Raw genomic sequence first — 21812 nt, 5'->3', positions numbered from 1 at the left:
GAATCAGAAGAATCACCCATGGGCGGCATTGTCGCCGCGCAGCAGGTTGGACAACTCCACCGCGGACTTCACGTCCATCTTCTCGAACACCCGCGCGCGGTGGACCTCGACGGTGCGCACGCTGATGTTGAGCTGGTCCGCGATCAGCTTGTTGGGCAGGCCCTGCACCACCAGCTGCATGACCTCGCGCTCGCGCTCGGTCAGCTCACCGACACGGTGTCCCAGCGCCGATTTCGCGTCGCGCGCGGCGATCGCCTCGGCGCTCTGCGCCAGCGCCTGTTCGACGCGGTCGACCAGCGCGTTGTCGGAGAAAGGCTTCTCGACGAAGTCGTAGGCGCCCTGCTTCACCGCCGCCACCGCCGTTGGCACGTCGCCATGACCGGTCAGGAAGATCACCGGCAGCGTGTCCAGCAGGCCGCGCTCGATGAGCCGCTCGAACAGCGCGAGCCCGCTCATGCCCGGCATGCGCACGTCCAGCAGCAGGCAGCTGGGCGCCGACGGCCAGTCGCGTCCGCCGCGGGGCAGGCCGTCGAGCAGCGACTCGAAGGCTTCGGCGCTGCCGAAGCCCTCGGACAGCAGCCGGCGCGAGCGCAACAACCAGGCCAGCGCATCGCGCACCACATCCTCGTCGTCGACGAGGTAGACCATCGGCAGGGACTGCGGCTTCATGCGGACGACTCTCCAGATCCAGTGACGGGCAACCGGTCGGCCCCGGTGCCGGGGGCCGCGCCAGGCGCATCCTCGCACGGCAGGCTGAAGCGGAACTCGGTGCCGGTCGGCGACGCGGGGGCGACGCGGCTCTCGAAGTCCATCGCGCCGCCGTGCTGTTCCACGACCGTGCGGCACAGGCTCAGGCCCAGGCCCATGCCCTCGGTGCGGGTCGTGAAGAAGGGCGTGAACAGCTGGCGCGCGACTTCCGCCGGAATGCCCGGTCCATGGTCGGCCACCGCGAAGCTCAGCCAGCGCGGCTGCAGGCGTCGCACGCGCAGCACCAGCGCGCGGTCCGCCAGCGGCGTGGGACCGTCCATCGCCTGGATCGCGTTGCGGGTGAGGTTCAGCAGCACCTGCTCGACCATCGTGCGGTCGCAGCGCACCCGCGGCAGGCCCTTGGGCAGGTCCATCTCGATGCGGGCGCCGCTCTTGCGCGCCTGCAGCCGCACCAGCGGCAGCACCGCGTCGAGCAGCTGCTCGACATGGACCCACTCGCGCGCCGCCTCGCGCCGCCGCACGAAGTCGTGGACGCTCTTGATCACGCGGCCGGCCCGCTCGGCCTGCTCGGCGATGCGGGTCACGGCCTGCCGCACCATCGCCGGCGTCTGCGGGTCGTCGGCCTCGCGCACCATCAGGTTGATCGACGCGGTCGCGTAGCTGGCGATCGCGGCCAGCGGCTGGTTCAGTTCGTGGCTCAGCAGCGAGGCCATCTCGCCGACCGTGGCCAGGCGCGCCGTCGCCTGCAGCCGGTCCGACTGCTGGCGCGACAGCTCCTCGACCTTGCGCTGCGCGCTCAGGTCCAGCACGGCGCTCATCCAGCCGGTCTGCTGGCCCTCGGCGTTGAGCAGCGGCGCCTCGTAGATCATCACCGGGAAGCGCTCGCCGGTGCTGCGCGCGAAGACCGTCTCGAAGCCCTCGCGCGGCGGCAGGCCGGCCTCCCATCTCGCCTCCCGGTCGTGATGGCGGCGCCAGTATTCCTCGATGAACTCGGGCGGCCAGTACGGCGGCGCCTGCGGCGGGCGGCCGGTGCCGACCAGTTCTTCCGCGGCGTACCCGACCATCGCGCAGAACGCCGGGTTGACGTAGCTGATGTTGCCGTCCAGGTCGCGCGCGCGCAGGCCGGTGATCAGCGAGTTCTCCATCGCCTGCCGGAACGCGAGCGACTCGGCCAGCGCGTGCTCCGCCTGCGCGCGCTTGCGCGTGTCGCGCGCCAGCACGATGACAAGCGCGAACAGCGCCAGCGACAGGCCGATCACCAGCGCCGTCGCCAGGTTGGGGATCAGTTGCGGCCGGCCGGTCGCGTTGTCCACGCGCAACTGCAGGCTCAGGCCGGGCAGGTCGAGCAGGCGCTCGGACAGGTAGAAGCCGCTGCCGCGCGTCAGGCCGGTGCGCGCGAGCCGCGTGCCGTCGCCCTCGACGAAGGACATCTCGAAACGGCGCGCCTGCTCCTGCGAGACCGATTCCTCCAGCAGCGGCCGCAGCCCCATGGTCGCCACGACGTAGGAGCGCGGCTCGCCGGCGCGCACCCGGGGCAGGCACAGGTCGGCGACCTCCATGCCGTCGCCGCCGGGGCCCGGCACGAAGTACGAGCGCGAGAACAGCGGCGTGCCCTGGCGCAGCGCGGCGATGCAGGCGAGCTCGGTCTCGATCTGGAGCTGCTCGCGCGACAGCGTCGAGAACAGCGGCGGCGCATAGGGCGTGTCGACCGCGCGGCGCACCTGGCGCTGCTCGTCGCGCAGCTCGATGCGCAGCAGCACCCGCGTCTGGCGCAGCTGCGCGGCGGCGTTGCCGCGCCAGTCGTCGTCCTCGGCCCACATCAGGCCCTGCAGCCCCTGCAGGTCGCGCCCGATCAGCTGCTTGGCGCGCGCGGTCACCTCGGCGGCGGCGAGATCGGAGGCCTCCTGCGCGCGCGCAGCCTCGTGGCTCAGCGTCAGCGTCAGCAGCAGCGACTGCGCGATCAGCAGCAGCCCCACCAGCGTGCCCCACAGCAGCGCACGCCGCCAGCGCCGCGGCCGGGCGCCGCGTGCCAGGGGAGTGGAGGGGGCGGACAGCATGATGGTGGGCGAAGGCAAACGGGGGAGCGCGTCCAGGCGAGGGCCTCGCGCGCGTGCGGGGCAGGCAGTATGGCGCCCGCGCAGGCGCTCCGGATGCGCAATTTCGCGTATGCCCCTGCGGCCCGGGCGACATGCAGCATACGCATAGTCCGCACTGTCGCCGCCGGGTCGGACTCCTACAATCGCCGACCCGGCCCACGACGGCGGACCGGTTTCAACCAGAAGAGTCCCCCATGTCCACGTCCGAAGAAAAACGCGCTCAGCTGCGCCAGGCCGCTCTCGAATATCACGAGTTCCCGACCCCCGGGAAGATCGCCATCGCCGCCACCAAGCAGCTGATCAACCAGCGTGACCTGGCGCTGGCCTACTCGCCGGGCGTGGCCGCCGCGTGCGAGGAAATCGTCGCCGACCCGGCCAACGCCTTCCGCTACACCTCGCGCGGCAACCTGGTGGCCGTGATCTCCAACGGCACCGCCGTGCTCGGCCTGGGCGACATCGGCCCGCTGGCCTCCAAGCCGGTCATGGAGGGCAAGGGCGTCCTGTTCAAGAAATTCGCCGGCATCGACGTCTTCGACCTCGAGATCGACGAGAAGCACGACCTCGACAAGCTGGTCGACGTGATCGCCGCGCTGGAGCCGACCTTCGGCGGCATCAACCTCGAGGACATCAAGGCGCCGGACTGCTTCTACGTCGAGCGCGAACTGCGCAAGCGGATGAAGATCCCCGTCTTCCACGACGACCAGCACGGCACCGCCATCGTCGTGGCCGCCGGCCTGCTCAACGGCCTGAAGGTCGCGGGCAAGGACATCCGCTCGGTGAAGCTGGTCACCTCGGGCGCCGGCGCCGCCGCCCTCGCCTGCCTGAACCTGCTGGTCAAGCTCGGCCTGCCGCGCGAGAACATCTGGGTGACCGACCTGGCCGGCGTCGTCTACGAAGGCCGCGCCGAACTGATGGACCCCGACAAGGCCGTCTACGCGCAGAAAACCGAACTGCGCAGCCTGCGCGAGGTCATCGCCGGCGCGGACGTGTTCCTCGGCCTGTCGGCCGGCGGCGTGCTCAAGCAGGACATGGTCGCGTCGATGGCGGCCAAGCCCATCATCTTCGCGCTGGCCAATCCGAATCCGGAGATCCAGCCCGAGGACGTGCACGCGATCCGCGACGACGCGCTGATGGCCACCGGCCGCACCGACTATCCGAACCAGGTCAACAACGTCCTGTGCTTCCCCTACATCTTCCGCGGGGCCCTGGACTGCGGCGCGACGACGATCAATGACGAGATGGAGATCGCCGCCGTCCACGCGATCGCCGAACTGGCGCAGGCCGAGCAGAGCGAGGTCGTCGCCGCCGCCTACGCCGGCGCCAACCTCAGCTTCGGCCCCGAGTACCTGATCCCCAAGCCCTTCGACCCGCGCCTGATGATGAAGATCGCCCCGGCCGTCGCGAAGGCGGCCGAGGCCTCCGGCGTGGCGCTGCGTCCGATCCAGGACATGCCGGCCTATCTGGAGAAGCTGCAGAGCTTCGTCTACGCCTCCGGCACGACGATGAAGCCGATCTTCCAGATCGCGAAGAAGGCGCAGCACAAGCGCGTCGCCTACGCCGAAGGCGAGGAGGAGCGCGTGCTGCGCGCGGTGCAGGTGGTCGTCGACGAGGGCATCGCCCGCCCGACGCTGATCGGCCGCCCGCAAGTCATCGCCCAGCGCTGCGAGCGCTTCGGCCTGCGCCTGCAGGAGGGCCGCGACTACGACGTGGTGAACACCGAGTTCGACCACCGCTATCGCGACTACTGGCAGACCTACCTCGCGATGACCGAGCGCAAGGGCGTCACGCAGCAGCTCGCCAAGATCGAGATGCGCCGCCGCCTCACGCTGATCGGCGCGATGATGCTGCACAAGGGCGAGGTCGACGGGATGCTCTGCGGCACCTGGAGCAACACCGCGATGCACCTGCAGTACATCGACCAGGTCATCGGCAAGCGCCCCGGCGTCAAGAACTTCGCCTGCATGAACGGCCTGATCCTGCCGGGCCGCCAGGTCATGCTGGTCGACACCCACGTCAACTACGACCCGACCGCCGAACAGATCGCCGAGATCACCGTGATGGCGGCCGAGGAAATGATGCGCTTCGGCCTGCGCCCGAAGGCGGCGCTGCTGTCGCACAGCAATTTCGGCTCGAGCAACTGCCCGTCCGCGGTCAAGATGCGCGACGCGCTGGCGCTGATCAAGGACAACGCGCCCTGGCTGGAAGCCGACGGCGAAATGCACGGCGATGCCGCGCTGGACCCGCATTACCGCGAGCAGCTGGTCTCCAACAGCACCCTGACCGGCGAGGCCAACCTGCTGGTCATGCCCAACATCGACGCGGCCAACATCAGCTACAACCTGCTGAAGACGGCGGCTGGCGGCGGCATCGCCATCGGGCCGGTCCTGCTGGGCGCGGCCAAGCCGGTCCACGTGCTGACCCCGTCGGCGACCGTTCGCCGCATCGTGAACATGACGGCGCTGACCGTCGCGGACGCGAACGCGGCTCGCTGAGCCAGCGGCGATTCCGGGGCCGGACAGGCCCTGGTATCGCTCATCCAAGCCGCCGGAGGGCCTTTAATCCCGACCTCCGGTCCGGCCTATAGAAAAAGTTTGTAGTGGCTCACCAGTCAATTTCCACTGGATGACTACTCACGTTTGTGAGCGTTCGGGCGAATGTGTGCGCATGCTAACAATGCCGCTTTTTAAGGCATTGTGGTAGCCCCCGGCTTGAGCATTCGAGGCCCTTTCTGTACCATCTTGGTTTCAGAGTTCAGGGTTAACCCTCGCTGGCTCAGCCCTCCCCCACCGACGATCACAGGCCCCGCGGGCGCTGTTCCGGTGCACGGCCCCACCCAGACATGAGCTCGGATACCCCATCTAGGAGGAACGCGACAATGCTTTTGCAGACAGTCCGTCCCAACATCGTGCAGGCGATCAGAGCCTACCGGGTCGAGGACTTGATGCAGGCCGCGCAGGACGCCGGCCAACATTTCCTGTACGCCAACCTGTCTCCGGCCGAGACCAAACAGGACGTGCTGGAACTGATTGCCAGCAACTTCCTGTTCCCGGCGCACTTCGGCAAGAACATGGAAGCGCTGTACGACTGCATGACCAATCTGGTCCACAAGTCGGGCACGCAACCAGGGTTCGTCGTGGTGTTGGACCAGTTGCCCGATCACGCGAAATTCGATCGGGAGGCCCGCGAGCAGTTGCTCGATGTCTTCCGCGAGGCGGCCGACTTCTGGGCCGAGCGGAAGATCTCCTTCAGGTGTTTCTATTCTTTTCAGTAGCCCGCTCCCAAGAATCAGGGTCATGGGAGCGGGCGACTGAGGTGGCCCCCGAAGCGAAGCCGGTGCTCAAGAGCACCAAGACCAATCCGAACCCCAACTTCGGCATGAACATGCCGATGATGTGCAGCGCGTTCGACACGTCGATGTGGCTCAGCGCCGCTTGATGGACTGAAGCGCCGGTTCTGCGCACAAGGCCTTCCGGCGACGGAAGGCCTTTTTCATTGGGCGTCGCCGGCCCATGCGCCCGCTGGCAGCCGCTCAGCCCTGGACCGCCTGCGCCAGCGCGACGAACTCGGCCACCGGCACTTCCTCGGCACGGCGCTGCAGGTCAAAGGTCCCGCCGAAGCCGCGAGCCTCCAGCCACTTCCCCAGCGAGTGCCGCAGCAACTTGCGGCGCTGGGAGAACGCCGAGGCCACCAGCTCGCTGAGCAGCGCCTCGTCGATGCGGGCGGGCGCCGACAGCGGCACCATGCGCACGATCGCCGAATCGACCCGCGGCGGCGGATCGAAGGCTTCCGGCGGCACGTCGAACAGCGCCTCGACGTCGTACCGCCATTGCAGCATCACGCTCAGCCGGCCGTAGTCCTTGCCGCCGGGTCCAGCGGCCATGCGGTCGACGACCTCCTTCTGCAGCATGAAGGTCTGGTCCACCACATGGTCCACCACGCCGAGCAGGTGGAAGAGGATCGGCGAGGAGATGTTGTAGGGCAGGTTCCCGACGACCTTCAGCTTGCGGCCCCGTTCCGCGGCCAGCGCCGCGAAATCGACCTTCAGCACGTCGGACTCGATGACGGTCACATCGCCGCGCTTGCGCATCCGCGCGGCCAGGTCGCGGTCCAGCTCGATGACGGTGAGCGGCTGGCTCGAGGCCGGCAGCCGCTGCAGCAGCGGCAGCGTCATGGCGCCCAGCCCGGGACCGATCTCGACCATCGCCTGGTCCTCGCCCGGGCCGATGGCGTCGATGATGCCGTCGATGATGGCCTTGTCGGTCAGGAAGTGCTGGCCGAAGCGCTTGCGCGCGACATGTCCCATGAACTCAGTCCCGGCCGCTCAATCCAGCCACTCGCGCGTCTCGATGAAGGCGCGAGCGCGCATTTCCTTCATCCAGTCGTTGTACGCGTCGTCGTACTTGCGCTCGCGCAGCGCGTTGCGCGCCTGTTCGCGCAGCTGCTTGTTGTCGAGCACCACGTCGCGGCGCTCCATCACCTGGATCAAGTGGATACCGAAGCGCGACGGCACCGGGTCCGAGATGCCCTTGAGCGGCAACGCATCCATGGCCTGCTCGAACTCGGGCACGAAACCACCCGGCGACACCCAGCCCAGGTCCCCGCCTTCCTGCGCGCTGCCGTCTTCCGAGTTGGCTCTGGCCAGTTGCTCGAAGGTGGCGCGGCCGGACTCGATCGCGCGCTTGAACTCGACCAGCCGGCGCGTGGCCTGCTCCGGCGTCAGCTGCTCGGACGGGCGCAGCAGGATGTGACGCGCGCGCGTCTGCACGACCACGTTGATCGAGGCCTTGCCGGTCTGGCGCTCGATCAGCTTCATCACATGGAAACCGGCCTCGGAGCGCAGCAGTTCGGGGCGCACCTCGCCGGGCTGCAGGTCCTTGACCGCATCGACGAAGACGTCCGGCAGCTTGTCCGCCGCCCGCAGGCCGATCTCGCCGCCGCGGTTCTTGTTGGCGTCCTCCGACAGCTCGCGGGCGACCTTGGCGAAGTCCTCGCCCGCCTTCACCCGCGCCAGCGCCGATTCGGCGCGCGCCTTGCGCTCAGCCAGCACGACCGGGCCGGCGCCTTCGGGCACCGGCACCAGGATCTGCGCCACGTTCAGCTGCGCGCGGCCCTGCAACGCGGCCTGGCGCTCGTCCAGGTACTTGTCGATGTCGCCGTCGGTAACGCGGATGCGGCCCTGCACCTCGCGTTCGCGCACGCGCTCGCTCAGCATCTGGTCGCGCAGGTTCTCGCGGAAGCGCTTGAAGTCGATGCCTTCGGCGGCCAGGCGCTGGCGGAGTTCCGGCATCGTCAGCTTGTTCTGCGTGGCCACGTTCGCGACGACCCGGTCCAGCTCCGGCTCGTCGACCCGGGGACCGTTCTCGCGCGCGTAGGTGACGACCACGCGCTCGTCGATCAGGCTGTCCAGGGCCTGCTTGTGCAGCAGCTCGTTGGTCACGTTCTGGCCGCGCTGGCGGGCTTCCTCGCGCATGCGCTCGGTGCGCTGGATCACTTCCGACGCCGCCACGATGTCGGTGTTGACGATCGCCGCGATGTAGTCGCCGGGCTTGAGCTGGCGCTGTTCGACGACCGGGCGGTTGGGCGTCGCGGCGGCGGCCGATGCGGCCGATGCGGCCGGGGCGGGGACGGCTGGCCGCGTCTGCGCCGAGGATGCCGAGCCGGCCAGGGCGGCGGTCAGGGACAGGAGCGTGGCCGCCACAGGCTTGAGATGTCGCATCGAACGCAGTTCAGTCATAAGTGCCAAAAGCCGACCGCTCGGAGCTGAGCGACCGGTAACCCGGAATATTGTCTCTCAACACCTTCAGGGCATTGGAGCCCAGCGGCGACAGGCCGACCAGCTCCAGCTGCAGGATCAGCCGGGTATTGGTTTCCGCGCGGCCGGTGGCTTGGCGCTCGGCACCGACACGCAGGATCCAGCAGCCCGAGTCGTATTCGGCGCCGATGACGGAATCGGTGAAGCGCTTGTCCCGCATGCTGTACTGCAGGCGGCCGGCGCCGTACCAGGCGCCGGCGCAGCCCGGTCCGCCCGCCACCGACTTGCGGTCCGGTCCGAACAGCGGCCACTGCCAGGCCAGCTCGACCTGCTCGCTCTGGCCGCGCGCCAGCCGGTAGGACGCGCTGACGGTGCGGAACGGTCCCGGCGAGTAGCGCAGCCGCAGCACCGTCCGCTCGACCTTGCCGTCGGACGAGTTCAGCTGCAGCGTGCTGTCGGTCCACCAGGCCTGGTTCAGGTGGGCCGAGGCTAGCAGCACCACGTCCGAGAGGCGGTGCGTCTGCGGCGTGCCATCCGGCGTGATGCGCTGGTTGCGGAACAGGTAGCGCTGGACCATGCCCAGGCGCAGCTGTTCTTCGCCCTTCTCGTCCTCGATCCAGCGCGTGGTGGCGCCGAAGGCCAGCATGTTGGCGTCGTTGACGCGGTCCACGCCGGAGAACTGGTTCTCCGCGAAGACCGAATCGAAGTTGTAGTCGCGCGGCGCGGCGTCGAAGTTGGGGATCAGGCTCTGGTCCCGGTACGGCGTGTTCACGTACAGCAGGCGCGGCTCGAGCGTCTGGCGCATCGCCTGGCCGAACAGCGAGGTGTTGCGCTCCAGGATCCAGCCGTGGTCGACGCTGAAGGTCGGGATGGTGCGGCCGATCGAGCGCCGGCCGGTGGCGTCGATGGGCTGGTCCAGGTTGTAGCTGGCCGAATTGACCGACAGCTTGGGGATCAGCCACCAGGCCGCACCGCTGAAGGGCAGGCTGACGTGACCCAGCAGGTGCATGCGCTCGCCGGTCTGGGTCTGCGAACTCAGCGCGCCGCCGGGCAGGTCGAAGCGGTTGTACTCGACCTCCAGCCCGCCTTCCAGGCGCGCGCGACGGCCGGTGGGCAGGTAGCCGGCCAGCACCGATTCATCGGCCCCGGTTTGCAGCCGCACGCCGATCTGCGGCGAGCGCTGGTAGGGCGACGCGAACTGGTCCTCCACCTGCGCGACCTGCAGCGGCTGCCACTTCTGCACCCGCGCGTAGGTCTGCATCTCGCCCCAGTTGAAGCTGAAGTCGCGCTGCGTGCGCAGGTCCGTCGACAGCAGGCGCGGCGTCTGGGACAGCATGCGGCTGCGCAGGTCCTTCCAGTAGTCGTCGTCGGAGACACGCTCGGTGTGGACGTTGTAAGTCCAGTTGGGCGTGATGTCGCCGTCGCCGTTCAGGCGCAGGTCCCAGCGCGAGCGGCCGGTCACGCGGTCGTGCGGCAGCAGCGCGTAGTCGATCTGGCCGCGATGACCGGGCTCCAGGTAGCGGAACTGGCTGTCCACGCCGGGGCCGCGCCGCGTCATGATGAAGGGCGTGATGGTCGCGTCGCGGTTGGGCGCGATGCTCCAGTAGAAGGGCTGGCTGTACTCGACGCCGCTGCGGTTGTCGATGTTGACGTTGGGCGGCAGCAGGCCGGACTTGGGCTGGTCGCCGAGCGGGAAGCTCAGCGACGGCGCCGCCAGGATGGGCACGCCCAGGAAGCGCACCACCGCGTCCTTGGCCACGCCCTCGCCCGCGTCGAAGTCCAGGTTCAGGCTGCTGGTGACCAGCTCCCAGTCGCGCTGGCCCTTCTTGCCGGCCTTGGCGTCCTGCAGGTCCTGCTCGCCCTTGTCCGACACCGGGCAGGTCGAGTAGGTCGCCTCGTCGGCGCGCATGCGCTGGTCACCGAGGAAGTGCAAGGCCTTGGCGCTGCCGCTGCCGCCGGTGGCGGCGAAGAAGTAGGTCGGGCTCTCGAGCTGGCCTTCGAACTTGTCGACGAAGAGCTCCAGCTTGGGACCACGCAGCACCGCGCCGTTCTGGCTGAGCTCCACCTCGCCCTCGGCGGTGGCCAGGTCCTGCGGGTAGTCGTAGCGCAGCGTCTTCGACTTCAGCAGCATGCCGCCGTAGCGCAGCTGGACGTCGCCCTCGGCGGTCGAGGTCTGGTCCATCTCGCTGGTGATGCGGTCGGCGCTGAGCGCCATCGCGGGCCGGGCGTCCTTGCGCTTGGTCTGGTGCAGCTGCTTGACCGACTTGAGGATCAAGGGCTGGCCGGCGGACTCCTGCGCCTGCGCCGTAGACACGGAGACCGCGGGCAGCGCGACCGCCAGGGCGGCGGCCAGGGAGATCGGACGGGGTCGGGAAACCGGAGGGCGCATCAGGCGGGCAGCGTCTTGCAGAGGTCAGGCGGCCGCGCGTCGGTCGCGCCGCGCTGCCCGGGGTTTGTAGAATCATTATCCACGAGGCTCGCCGGCCGGCAGGACCGCCGAAGCGCCTTGTCACCGTCCTCCGGGGCCGCTCGCGCAGCGGCCCTTCTGATTCCCGCCCCTGCCTCGCCGGCCCTGCGCCCGCGCCCTTGCCGATGACCGCTTCCGATCCGACCGCCGCGCCCGTGCCCTGGCCCGACGCCGACCGCGCCGCCCGTTTCCACGCCTGGATCGCGCCGCTGGTCGAGCCGCTGGGCCTGCGGCTCGAGACGCTCGCCGTCGCCAGCAGCGACGCCGGCTTCCGCCGTTACCTGCGCGTGGCGACGAGCGCCGGCGGCACGCTGGTCGTCATGGACGATCCCGCGACCCCGAATCAGCTGGCCGCCTTCCTGCATGTCGGCGCGCTGATGGCCGAACGCGGCCTGCATGTGCCGCGGGTGGTGGCCCACGATGTCGCGCAGGGATTCGCGGTGATGGAGGACCTGGGCCGCCAGTCCTACATCGCGGCGCTGCTCGAGGCGCAGCGCGCGGGCGACGAGGCGCTGCCGCGGCAGCTGATGCGCGACGCCACCCAGGCCCTGCTGCGCTGGCAGACCAGCGCGTCGGCCCGCGCCGAGGGCGCGCTGCCCGTCTTCGACGAGGCCTTCGTGCGCCGGGAGCTGCAGATCTTCGTCGACTGGTGCGTCCAGGCCCACCACGGCAAGCAGTGGAACGAGAAACAGCAGGGCTACTGGGACCGGACGGTCGCCCTGCTCGCCGCCAACATCGCGGCCCAGCCGCGCGTGCCGATGCACCGCGACTACATGCCGCGCAACCTGATGGTCTGCCCCTCCGGCGAAGGCACCGGCGCCTTCGCATCGCCCGGCATCCTGGACTTCCAGGACGCGGTGATGGGGCCCGTCACCTACGACATCGCCTCGCTGCTGCGAGACGCCTTCATCTCCTGGGACGAGGCCGAGGAGCTCGACTGGGCGGTGCGCTACTGGGAAGGCGCCCGGCGCGCCGGGCTGTTCGGCCTGGATCCCGGCGGCGAGGACCCGCATGAGATGGCGCTGGACTTCGGCCTGTTCTGGCGGTGCCTGGAATGGACGGTGCTGCAGCGGCAGCTGAAGATCATGGGCATCTTCTGCCGGCTCAAGCACCGCGACGGCAAGCCGCATTACGCCGAGGACCTGCCCCGCTTCTATGCCTACGTGGTCAAGACGGCGACCCGCTACATCGAGCTGTCGCCGCTGCTGCGCCTGATCGAGGACCTGCAGCCGCAGTACACCCAGACCGGCTTCAGCCTGCGCTGATCAGTCGCCGTCGGCCGGCGCCGATGCCGATGCGGCCGACGCCTTGGCGGCCCTGGCCTCGCGGGCGGCCTGGAGCGCGAGGAGCTCCTGGGCCGCCAGGTAGCTGGGGCAGCCCGCGGCGGCCAGCCACGGATCCTCGTCGCGGCCGCCGAAGATCTCGACCAGGAAATCCATGAACGCGCGGGTGCGCGCCGGCACGAACTTGCGCGTCGGCATCGCCGCCCACAGCTGGTAGCTGTAGATGCGCCACTGCGACAGCACGCGCTCGAGCGCGCCCTCCATCAGCGCGTCGCCGACGACGAAGGACGGCAGCCCCGCGATGCCCAGCCCGTGCAGCGCGCAGGCGTACTTGGTGTCCACCGACGAGGTCGTCATCACCGGGCGCGACGGGATCGCGAAGAAGCTCTCGGCGGTGAGGCCGTCGGCACCGCAACGCTCGAAGGTCACGCCGCGCGACAGCTCATGGATGGGCGGCAGCATGATGTCGTGCTGCTTGAGCTCGGACGGATGCTGCGGCCGGCCGCGCCGCGCGAGGTACTCCGGCGAGGCGCACATGATCACTTCCGTGCGCGCCAGCTTGCGGGCGATGAAGTCGCCCTGCAGCGGGCTGCGCGTCGAGATGACGGTGATGTCGAAGCTCTCGTCCAGCGTGTCCACCGGCCCGGGGGCGACCAGCTCGACGCTGACCAGCGGGTACATCGCGTGGAAGCGGGCCATGTGGCGCGCCAGCTGGTGGATCGCGATCGCCGGCGGCATCAGCACGCGCAGGCTGCCGCGCGGCTCGTTGGTGGCGGCGGAGGCCAGCGCCTCGGCCTCCTCGATGTCGCTGAGGATGCGGCGGCAGCGCTCCAGGTAGCCCTCGCCGACATCGGTCAGCGACAGCCGCCGCGTCGTGCGGTTGAGCAGCCGCGCGCCGAGGTGCTCCTCGAGGTCGGCCACCAGCCGCGTGACCACGGCCGGCGCCAGGTCCATGGCCCGCGCCGCGCCGGCGAGGCTGCCCTCGTCGATCACGCGGGTGAAGACCCGCATCGCCTTGACCTGATCCATCCCGTCTCCTCCGGGCGACTGCCGCGGGGTTCCCGCGTCGGTCGCCTCTCTATGACTTCGCGATGCGCCGGAGACCGGCCTCAGGGTGCGCGACGGCCAGGCCGCCGCGCTGGGGGAAGCGCCTCGGCGCCCCCGTCCGTCGTCAGGGGTGCGCGGCGATCACCTGCGCCACCGCGGCGGTCAGGCGCTTGCCGTAGGGCACGTGCAGGAACTCGTTGGGGCCGTGGGCGTTGCTCTTGGGGCCCAGCACGCCGCAGACCATCATCTGCGCGGCCGGGAAGCCCTTCTGTAGCATGCTCATCAGCGGGATGGTGCCGCCCTGGCCGATGTAGCCGACCGGCTGGCCGAAGTGGGCCTGGCTGGCCTCGTCCAGCGCCTGGCTCAGCCACGGCGACAGCTCCGGCGTGTTCCAGCCGGTGGCGCCGTAGGCGCCGGCGCGGCCGTCCGGCACGAAGCTGACCTTGGCGTTGTAGGGCGCGTTGTCCTCGAGCAGCGCCTTGAGCTTGAGCGCGGCCTCGTTGCCGTCGATCAGCGGCGGGAGGCGCAGCGACAGCTTGAACGCGGTGTACGGGCGCAGCACATTGCCGGCGCTCTTCAGTTCGGGGAAGCCGTCCACGCCGGTGACCGACAGCGTCGGGCGCCAGGTGCGGTTCAGCAGCACCTCGACCGGATCCTGCGTCACCGGCAGCACCGGGCCGCCGTCCGCGCCGCAGGCCCAGGGCAGGCGCTTGTAGACCTCTTCCTTCAGGATCGCGGCGGTGGCCTGCGCCTGCTCGTGGCGCACGCCCGGGATTTCGCAGTGGAAGGACTCGGGCAGCAGGCGGCCGGTCCTGGAGTCCTCCAGCCGGTCCAGCACCTGGCGCAGGATGCGGAAGGACGAGGGCACCACGCCCGACGCGTCGCCGGAGTGGATGCCCTCGGTCAGCACCTCGACCTTCAGCACGCCGGAGACCATGCCGCGCAGCGAGGTGGTCATCCACAGGCGGTCGTAGTCGCCCGCGCCGGAGTCCAGGCAGACCACCAGCGAGACATTGCCCAGCCGCGGCTTGAGCAGGTCGATGTAGGCCGGCAGGTCGTAGGAACCCGATTCCTCGCAGGCCTCGATCAGGCCGACGCAGCGCGGGCGCGGCACGCCCTGCTGGTCCAGCGCCAGCAGCGCGGTGATCGACGCGTAGATCGCGTAGCCGTCGTCGGCGCCGCCGCGACCGTAGAGCTTGCCGTCCTCGTACTTGGGCGTCCACGGGCCCAGGTCGGCGCGCCAGCCGTTGAACTCCGGCTGCTTGTCCAGGTGGCCGTACAGGACGACGGTGTCGGTGCTGTCGGCCTTGGTCGCCGGCAGCTCGAAGAAGATGACCGGCGTGCGGCCTTCCTGGCGGATGACCTCCAGCTTCAGGCCGGGGATCTTCTTGCTTTCCACCCACTGGGCGGCGTCGCGGACGACGCGGTCGATGTAGCCGTTGGCCTGCCAGTCGGCGTCGAACATTGGGCTCTTGGCCGGGATGGCGATGTAGTCGGTCAGCGCGGGGACGATCTCCTGGTCCCACACCTTCTCGGCGAAGGCGCCCAGGGCGCTGATTTCATCGGCTTGCAGCGGCAACGACGGGTCACGTGCGTTCATGCGGGTCTCCTGCGCGGCCGGTCGGGCCGCCGTGGCTGGGTCCGGGGTCGCGGTCGCGGCCGGTCCGGGCGGAAGGGTGAATCGGGCGATTCTAGGAGCGTGCGCCCAGCCAGGCGCGCAGCCGGGCGAAGACCTGTTCGCGCTCAGGTTCGTTGAAGATCTCGTGCGCCAGGCCCGGGAAGGGGACGGCCTGCACCGCGCCGCCCGCGGCGGCGGCCGCGGCGAAGGCGGCGCTGCCCGCCGGGGCCACGCAGCGGTCGGCGCCGGCCCACATCAGCAGCGTCGGCGTGGTCCAGCGCGGCACCAGCGGGAGGGTGTCGGGGCCGAAGCTGGCGATCATCCGCGCCAGCGTCGGGGTGATGCGGTCGTGGACCAGCGGATCGTCCTTGTAGGCCTGGACGACCTCCGGGCTGCGCGAGACCCACGACGGATTCAGGCCGTTGCCCACGGCCAGGTGCGGCACCAGCGGCAGGGTGGCGCCCAGCAGGCCGCGCTGGAACGCCGACAGGCCGGGGTCGAGCGCCGGGGAACTGAGGATCAGCCCGTCGACCGGGCGCGACCAGGGCGCCTGCTCGAGCGCGCCGGCGACGAAGCGGGCCGCGACGGCGCCGCCCATCGAATGGCCCAGCAGGATCAGCGGGCCGCGTCCCTTGCGGTCGTCGGCGCGCAGGCCGTCGATCGCGGCGGCCAGGTCGCGCAGCAGGCTGTCGTGAGCGGGGATGTCGCCGCGCGGTCCGCCGGAGGCGCCGTGGCCGCGCTGGTCGTAACCGGCGGCATGCCAGCCCCAGTCGTTCAGGCGCCCGGCGACAGCCTCGTAGCGCCCGATGTGCTCGCCCAGGCCGTGCACGATCAGCACGGTGCCGCGGGTGGGCAGCGACAGGTCGGCGCCCCATTCCCGCCAGTGCAGCGGGAGGCCGTCATGGCCGGTCAGAGTCTTCATGGGGCCGGAGTGTAGGATCGCCCGCGCCCAGTCTTCCCGCCGGGGACGCCCCCCGTTCCGACGACGATGACCCCAGCCATGCTCGAGTCCTTCCCCGCCTTCAACCCGGAAGTGCGCCTGCAGCCGCCGCCCCTCGAGCGCTGGCGCCGCGGTACCGGCACGGACGTGGCGTTCGTCCACGTGCTGGACTCGGGCCGGCCGGGCCCGGTGGCGATGGTGGTGGCGCTGGTGCACGGCAACGAGCTCTGCGGCGCGATCGCGCTGGACGGGCTGCTGGGTCGGTCCCTGAAGCCGCTGCGCGGCCGGCTGGTGCTGGCCTTCGCGAATGTCGAGGCCCATGGGCGCTTCAACGCGCTGGCGCCGTTCGCGTCACGCTGCGTCGACGAGGACATGAACCGGGTCTGGGACGAGGCGGTGCTGCGCGGGCCGCGCGACTCGGTCGAGCTGCGCCGGGCGCGCGAGCTGGCGCCCTTCGTGGACGCGGCGGACGTGCTGCTGGACCTGCACTCGATGCAGGAGCCGGGCGCGCCGGCGCTGACGATCTGCGGCATGACCGACAAGAGCGTGCCGCTGGCCCGGGCGCTGGGGCAGCCGGAAACGCTGCTGGTCGACACCGGCCATGCGGCGGGGCTGCGGATGATCGACCGCGGCGGCTTCTCGGATCCGCGGAGTCCGCGGCAGGCGGTGCTGGTCGAGTGCGGCGCGCACTGGGAACCGGCAAGCGCCACGATGGCGACCGACGTGACGCTGCGCTTCCTGCGGCATCTGGGGATGATCGACGACGCCTGGATGGCGGCATCGCCGCGCCTGCCCACGCCGGCGCGGCAGCGGCTGGTGCGCGTTGGCGAGGGCGTGACCGCGGCATCGCCCAACTTCCGCTTCCTGCTGCCGACGCATCACCTGAAGCTCATTCCCGCGGCCGGCACGCCGCTGGCCGAGGACGGCGCGCGACGCTGGTTCACGCCGCACGACGACTGCGTGCTGATCATGCCGTCGCGGCGGGCCGGCGTGGCCGGGCAGACGATGGTGCGGCTGGGACGCTACGAGGACTGACCCCCGCCGTCGCACGCGAGCGCCCGTCCTCAATCCCGGTCGAACTTGAACACCGCCATGCTGGCCATCAGGTTGGGCAGCACGCGGACCTGGCGGCCGTCCTGGACGCCGAAGCTGTCCAGCACCCGCAGGCCGCACTTGCGCGCCAGCACATGGAAGTCGGCGTAGGTGCCGACGCGGATGTTGGGCGTGTCGTACCACTGGTAGGGCAGCACGCGGGTCACCGGCATGCGGCCCGACAGCACCTGCAGCCGGTTGGGCCAGTGCGCGAAGTTGGGGAAGCTGACGATGCCGATGCGGCCCACGCGGGCGGTCTCGCGCAGCATCGCCTCGGTGTTGCGCAGGTTCTGCAGCGTCTCCAGCTGCAGCACGACGTCGAAGCTCTGGTCCTCAAAGATCGCCAGCCCTTCCTCCAGGTTGAGCTGGATCACGTTCACGCCGCGCTGCGCGCAGGCCAGCACGTTCGCGTCGTCCAACTCCACGCCGTAGCCGGTGCAGCCCTTGGTGGCCTGCAGGTGCGCCAGCAGCTCGCCGGTGCCGCAGCCCAGGTCCAGCACCCGCGACCCCGCCGGCACCAACTCGGCAATCATGTCCATCACGGCCCGGTCGCTCATACCGCCACCCCCTGCAGGCGATGCGAGACCGCCGCCGTGCCACCGGGCACCGGCCGTTCATGCTCTCCGGCGATGCGGTCGAAATAGGCGCGCAGCACGCCGTGATAGCGCGGATCCTCGAGCAGGAAGGCGTCGTGGCCGTGCGGCGCGTCGATCTCGGCATAGGAGACGTCGCGCTTGTTGTCGAGCAGGGCCTTGACGATCTCGCGCGAGCGCGCCGGCGAGAAACGCCAGTCCGTCGTGAAGCTCACCACCAGGTACTTGCACAGCGCGCTGGCGAAGGTACGGCTCAGGTCGCCGCCGTGCTCGCGCGCCGGGTCGAAGTAGTCCAGCGCCCGCGTGATCAGCAGGTAGGTGTTGGCGTCGAAGTACTCGCTGAACTTGTCGCCCTGGTAGCGCAGGTAGCTCTCGATCTGGAACTCGATGTCCGAGGTCGAGTAGCCCAGCTCCGCGGCGCGCATCTGGCGGCCGAACTTCTCTTCCATCACGTCGTCGCTGAGGTAGGTGATGTGGCCAATCATCCGCGCCACCCGCAGGCCGCGACGCGGCACGACGCCGTGTTCGTAGAAGAAGCCGTCGTGGAATTCGGGGTCGGTGATGATCGCGCGCCGCGCGACCTCGTTGAAGGCGATGTTCTGCGCCGACAGGTTGGGCGCCGTCGCTACGGCGATGCAGTGCCGCATGCGCTGCGGGTAACGCAGCGACCAGTCCAGCGCCTGCATGCCGCCCAGCGAGCCGCCCAGCACCGCCGCCAGCTGCTGGATGCCGAAGCGGTCCAGCACCCGGGCCTGGGCGTCCACCCAGTCCTGCACGGTGACGACGGGGAAGTCCTTGCCGTAGACGCGGCCGGTGGCCGGATTCAGATGCATCGGTCCGGTCGAGCCGAAACACGAGCCCAGGTTGTTGATGCCGATGACGAAGAAGCGGTCGGTGTCCAGCGGCTTGCCCGGTCCGACCAGGTTGTCCCACCAGCCCTCGCTCTTCTCGATGCCGGCATGCGTGCCGGCCACGTGGTGGCTGGCGTTCAGCGCGTGGCAGACCAGCACCGCGTTGGACTTGTCCTCGTTCAGGCGGCCGTAGGTCTCGACCATCAATTCGTAGCCCGCGATGCGGGCGCCGCTGCGCAGGGTCAGCGGCTCGTCGAACAACAAGCGCTGCGGTGTGACGTCACCGACAGATCCCATGAAACACCCCAAAAAAGCAAAACCCGGCGCCGCGCTTGAAGCGGAACACCGGGTCTCGATCCGTGGATCGGGTGTCCCTCTTTAGCTGCATTTCTTGGGCGCCCGCAAGCCGGACAAATCGGCGCCATGGGGCGGGAGTATAGCCACGCCTCCGGAGCCCGCCGCCCCGGAGGCGCACCGCGCCGCGCTCAGGGCGCCGTGCAGAGGCAGTGCACGATCGCGCGCACCGGCGGCTTCGACCCGGCCGGCCCCGCCTGGGCCTGCTCGGCCAGCCAGGTCATGTCGACCTGGGCCTCACGAAGCGCGGCCGGCATCGCCGGAACGCCGCCCAGCGCGTGCATCACCATGCCGCGCAGCGAGGGCGCGGCCGCGTCGCCGACGCTGGTCAGCAGGCGGTCGAGCGTGCTGCGCTCGGGTTCGACGTAGCGCACCGTCGGGTCGTCGCCGAGCTTGGCGCGCTTGGCGGCGCTGGCGATCGCGTCCTGCAGCAGGCCGTTGCGGTCCACCAGGCCGCGCTCCAGCGCCTGCGCGCCCGTCCACACGCGGCCCTGGCCGACGGCGTCGATCTGGGGCTGCGTCTTCTTGCGGGCCTGGGCGGCCTTGCCGGTGAAGTCGGCATAGATGTGCTCGATCGACGACTGCACCACCTGCGCCAGGCGCGGATCCAGCGGACGCCGCGGGTCATACCCATTGGCCAGCCAGGTGGTCGTGTAGCCGCCGGTGTGGATGGACAGCTTGTCCATCAGCTTCTCGGCGGTCGGCAGCATGCCGAAGACGCCGATCGAGCCGGTGATCGTGGAGGGGTCCGCGATGACCTCGTCCGAGGACATGGAGATCCAGTAGCCGCCCGACGCGGCCACGCCGCCCATCGACACCACGACCGGCTTGCCGACGGCGCGCGTCAGCTCCAGCTCGCGGCGCACCAGTTCGGAGGCGAAGGCACTGCCGCCCGGCGAGTTCACACGCAGCACGATGGCCTTGACCTTGTCGTCCTCCCGCGCCTGACGGATCAGCTTGGACATCGAGTCGCCGCCGATGCGGCCCGGGCCGGCGTTGCCGTCCACGATCTCGCCTTCCGCCACGATCACGCCGACCTGGCCTTCCGGCTTGGGCAGCGTCGGCGACAGCTGGGCGACATAGGCGCCCAGGCCGATGCGGCGCAGCTGCTTCTCGTCCTTGGCGCCGCGCTTCTCCAGCAGCGCCTCGACCTGGTCCTGCGTCTTCAGGCCGTCGACCAGCTTCTCGGCCAGCACGAACTTGCCGGGATCGCCGCCGACCGCCTGAAGGCGCTGCGGCAGCTCGTCGATCGCGCGCTGGATCGCGCCCTTGGGCAGCTTGCGCGCGGCCTCGACGCTGGCCTGGTAGCGGGTCCAGAGTTCGTCGTACAGGTAGCCCTCGGCTTCCAGCGTCGCCTTGGACGGCCCGTTCGCGAAGTAGGGCTCGACCGCATTCTTGTAGGTGCCCACCCGCATCACGTTGGGCGCGATGCCCAGGCGGTCCAGCGCGTCCTTGTAGTAGTTGCGGTAGCGCCCGTAGCCCTCGATCATCACGCCGCCCATCGGGTGGACGTAGACCTCGGTGGCCTGCGCGGCCAGGTAGTAGGCGCGCTGGTCGAAAGCCTGGCCGAAGGCCACGACCGGCTTCTTGCTGGCCTTGAAGCGGGTCAGCGCCACTTCGATCTCATGCAGCGCGGCCGGCGTGGCCGAGCCCATCTGGTCGAGCTCCAGCAGCACCTGGACGATCTTGTCGTCCTTGGCCGCGGCGTCGATCGCGCGCAGGATGTCGCGCAGCCGCGTCTGGGCGCGGTCCTCGCCCTTGATCTGGGCGATCGCCTGGTCGCGTGGCGAGCCCGAGAACTGCTCGACGACATCGCCGCGGATGTCCAGCACCAGGGTCGTCTTCTCCTGCAGCGGCTTGCCGCCGCGCGTGGCGGCCCAGACCAGGCCGATCACGATCAGCCAGAACAGCAGCGTGAACACCACGCGCCGCGTGCCGTCCAGGAACCACCACAGCCGGCCGAACAAGCGCCCGATCGGCGCCAACGCTCGCTTCACACCCATCCAATCCTCCCGGGATCTGTCAAAGGAATGCGCCGGCCGGGGTCGGGATCGGACCCGGGCCGGATCGGGCGATTGTGGGCCCAGTCGGGCGCATCGGCGGGAAGTCAGCGCCGCCCTCGCCCGTAGGGGGGAGAGCGTGGAAACGACGACGCCCGGCTGGGCCGGGCGTTCGTGGGGCCGTGGGATGGGTGGCGGACCGGCCGGCCCGCGGGGCTCAGGCGTTGGCCGGCGGCACCGTGTCCTGGAAGCTCTGGCGCGTCATCAGCTTGTCGAAGTGGCGGGCCAGGTTGGGATAGGCCGCGCGCCAGTCGATCTGCGGGAAACGGAAATCCAGGTAGCCGAGCGCGCAGCCCAGCGAGACGTCGGCCAGCGTGAAGTGGTTGCCCGAGCACCAGGTCTTCTCGCCCAGGCCATGCGCCATCGCCTGCAGCGAGGCATGGACCTTGTTCATCTGGCGCGTCACCCAGGCCTCGCTGCGCTCGCCCGGGGCGCGACCGGACCAGGTGTGTTCCAGGCGCGCGGCGACGCAGGCGTCGATCAGGCCATCGGCCAGCGCTTCCCAGGTCCGCACCTCGCAGCGCTCGCGGCCGCGGTCGGGGATCAGGCGGCCGACCGGCGACAGGGTGTCGACGTACTCGACGATGACGCGCGAGTCGAACACGGCGCCGGTGATCGAATCCTGCCCCTCCATGACCAGGCACGGCACCTTGCCGAGCGGGTTCACCTTGAGGATGTTGTCGCTGCCCCAGACGTCTTCCAGCTCGAACTGGTAGTCGAGCTTCTTTTCCGCCATGACGACGCGGACCTTGCGGACGTAGGGGCTGGTGAGGGATCCGATGAGTTTCATGGTGTCGCGGGATTCTAGCCAGTCGCTTCCCCGCGCTGACTCCCGCAAGCGACAGGTCGGTTGCCCTCATTTGGGTGTATTGCCGTCCCCTGCGCCGGTGACGCACACTCTCGCCCGCCCGCCGCTGAGCGGGCCGCGGCCGACACGGCCGACGATCGCGC

17 protein-coding genes are annotated in these 21812 nt (G+C 70.0%); 5 read left to right on the top strand and 12 right to left on the bottom strand.

Features of this window, described 5'->3' with window-relative positions:
- Positions 1-12 precede the first annotated feature (12 nt).
- Positions 13-669: a response regulator transcription factor gene (locus tag BM393_RS19650; RefSeq protein WP_091730740.1), complete on the bottom strand. Its 657-nt coding sequence runs from the start codon at positions 667-669 to the stop codon at positions 13-15.
- Positions 666-2765, bottom strand: a complete 2100-nt coding sequence (locus BM393_RS19645; RefSeq protein WP_091730733.1) for a sensor histidine kinase — start codon at positions 2763-2765, stop codon at positions 666-668. Before BM393_RS19645 ends, BM393_RS19650 begins: the two co-directional genes overlap by 4 nt.
- 233 nt (positions 2766-2998) lie before the next feature.
- Here BM393_RS19645 and BM393_RS19640 point away from each other — a divergent pair, with 233 nt between their 5' ends.
- From BM393_RS19640 to BM393_RS26305, 3 genes are all read left to right on the top strand, one after another.
- Complete coding sequence (locus BM393_RS19640; protein WP_091730730.1) at positions 2999-5296, top strand: NADP-dependent malic enzyme; 2298 nt, start codon at positions 2999-3001, stop codon at positions 5294-5296.
- Positions 5297-5643: 347 nt separating this feature from the next.
- The gene (locus BM393_RS19635) at positions 5644-6075 is read left to right on the top strand and encodes a barstar family protein (protein ID WP_091730726.1); all 432 of its coding nucleotides are present in this window, start codon (positions 5644-5646) and stop codon (positions 6073-6075) included.
- Between the two features lie 41 nt (positions 6076-6116).
- Positions 6117-6239 carry a hypothetical protein gene (locus tag BM393_RS26305; protein WP_255488907.1) on the top strand — a complete coding sequence of 41 codons (123 nt, stop codon included), beginning with the start codon at positions 6117-6119 and terminating at the stop codon, positions 6237-6239.
- A gap of 94 nt (positions 6240-6333) precedes the next feature.
- On the opposite strand, the gene rsmA is transcribed toward BM393_RS26305, so the two are convergent.
- Genes rsmA through BM393_RS19620 form a run of 3 tightly spaced genes read right to left on the bottom strand, consistent with a single transcriptional unit; the run spans position 6334 to position 10945 of the window.
- Entirely contained in the window at positions 6334-7107 is a 774-nt protein-coding gene (gene rsmA / locus BM393_RS19630) for a 16S rRNA (adenine(1518)-N(6)/adenine(1519)-N(6))-dimethyltransferase RsmA (protein WP_091730722.1), read from the bottom strand.
- 18 nt (positions 7108-7125) lie between these two features.
- Positions 7126-8520, bottom strand: coding sequence for a peptidylprolyl isomerase (locus BM393_RS19625; RefSeq protein WP_141225404.1), 1395 nt, complete (start codon positions 8518-8520; stop codon positions 7126-7128).
- 10 nt (positions 8521-8530) lie between these two features.
- Complete coding sequence (locus tag BM393_RS19620; RefSeq protein WP_091730713.1) at positions 8531-10945, bottom strand: LPS-assembly protein LptD; 2415 nt, start codon at positions 10943-10945, stop codon at positions 8531-8533.
- A gap of 203 nt (positions 10946-11148) precedes the next feature.
- Here BM393_RS19620 and BM393_RS19615 point away from each other — a divergent pair, with 203 nt between their 5' ends.
- Entirely contained in the window at positions 11149-12288 is a 1140-nt protein-coding gene (locus BM393_RS19615) for an aminoglycoside phosphotransferase family protein (RefSeq protein ID WP_091730710.1), read from the top strand.
- Here BM393_RS19615 and BM393_RS19610 read toward each other — a convergent pair whose 3' ends face one another.
- The 3 genes from BM393_RS19610 to BM393_RS19600 all read right to left on the bottom strand — a co-directional run bounded on the left by BM393_RS19610 (position 12289) and on the right by BM393_RS19600 (position 15893).
- Positions 12289-13335 carry a LysR family transcriptional regulator gene (locus BM393_RS19610; protein ID WP_091730706.1) on the bottom strand — a complete coding sequence of 349 codons (1047 nt, stop codon included), beginning with the start codon at positions 13333-13335 and terminating at the stop codon, positions 12289-12291. It abuts the gene before it with no gap.
- A gap of 142 nt (positions 13336-13477) precedes the next feature.
- A complete protein-coding gene (locus tag BM393_RS19605; RefSeq protein WP_091730703.1) occupies positions 13478-14953 on the bottom strand; it encodes a M20 family metallopeptidase in 1476 nt (491 codons plus the stop codon).
- Positions 14954-15044: 91 nt separating this feature from the next.
- Positions 15045-15893, bottom strand: coding sequence for an alpha/beta hydrolase (locus BM393_RS19600; RefSeq protein ID WP_091730700.1), 849 nt, complete (start codon positions 15891-15893; stop codon positions 15045-15047).
- 66 nt (positions 15894-15959) lie between these two features.
- Between BM393_RS19600 and BM393_RS19595 the strand changes: the two genes are divergently transcribed.
- Positions 15960-16946 carry a succinylglutamate desuccinylase/aspartoacylase family protein gene (locus tag BM393_RS19595; RefSeq protein ID WP_217648475.1) on the top strand — a complete coding sequence of 329 codons (987 nt, stop codon included), beginning with the start codon at positions 15960-15962 and terminating at the stop codon, positions 16944-16946.
- A gap of 29 nt (positions 16947-16975) precedes the next feature.
- On the opposite strand, the gene metW is transcribed toward BM393_RS19595, so the two are convergent.
- The 4 genes from metW to BM393_RS19575 form a co-directional block, all read right to left on the bottom strand.
- Positions 16976-17560, bottom strand: a complete 585-nt coding sequence (gene metW, locus BM393_RS19590) for a methionine biosynthesis protein MetW (RefSeq protein ID WP_091730690.1) — start codon at positions 17558-17560, stop codon at positions 16976-16978.
- On the bottom strand, positions 17557-18744 hold the full coding sequence (locus BM393_RS19585; protein WP_091730687.1) for a homoserine O-acetyltransferase: 1188 nt from the start codon (positions 18742-18744) through the stop codon (positions 17557-17559). The genes metW and BM393_RS19585 overlap by 4 nt, the downstream gene beginning before the upstream one ends.
- A gap of 188 nt (positions 18745-18932) precedes the next feature.
- A complete protein-coding gene (sppA, locus tag BM393_RS19580) occupies positions 18933-20804 on the bottom strand; it encodes a signal peptide peptidase SppA (protein WP_091730683.1) in 1872 nt (623 codons plus the stop codon).
- A 214-nt stretch (positions 20805-21018) separates the two neighbouring features.
- The gene (locus tag BM393_RS19575; protein WP_091730676.1) at positions 21019-21651 is read right to left on the bottom strand and encodes a glutathione S-transferase family protein; all 633 of its coding nucleotides are present in this window, start codon (positions 21649-21651) and stop codon (positions 21019-21021) included.
- Positions 21652-21812 lie beyond the last annotated feature (161 nt).

The sequence above is a fragment of the Mitsuaria sp. PDC51 genome, from assembly GCF_900113225.1.
Taxonomy (GTDB): domain Bacteria; phylum Pseudomonadota; class Gammaproteobacteria; order Burkholderiales; family Burkholderiaceae_C; genus Roseateles.
Note: the sequence above shows the minus strand (reverse complement) of the source record. Positions and strands in the feature narration are given on the sequence as shown.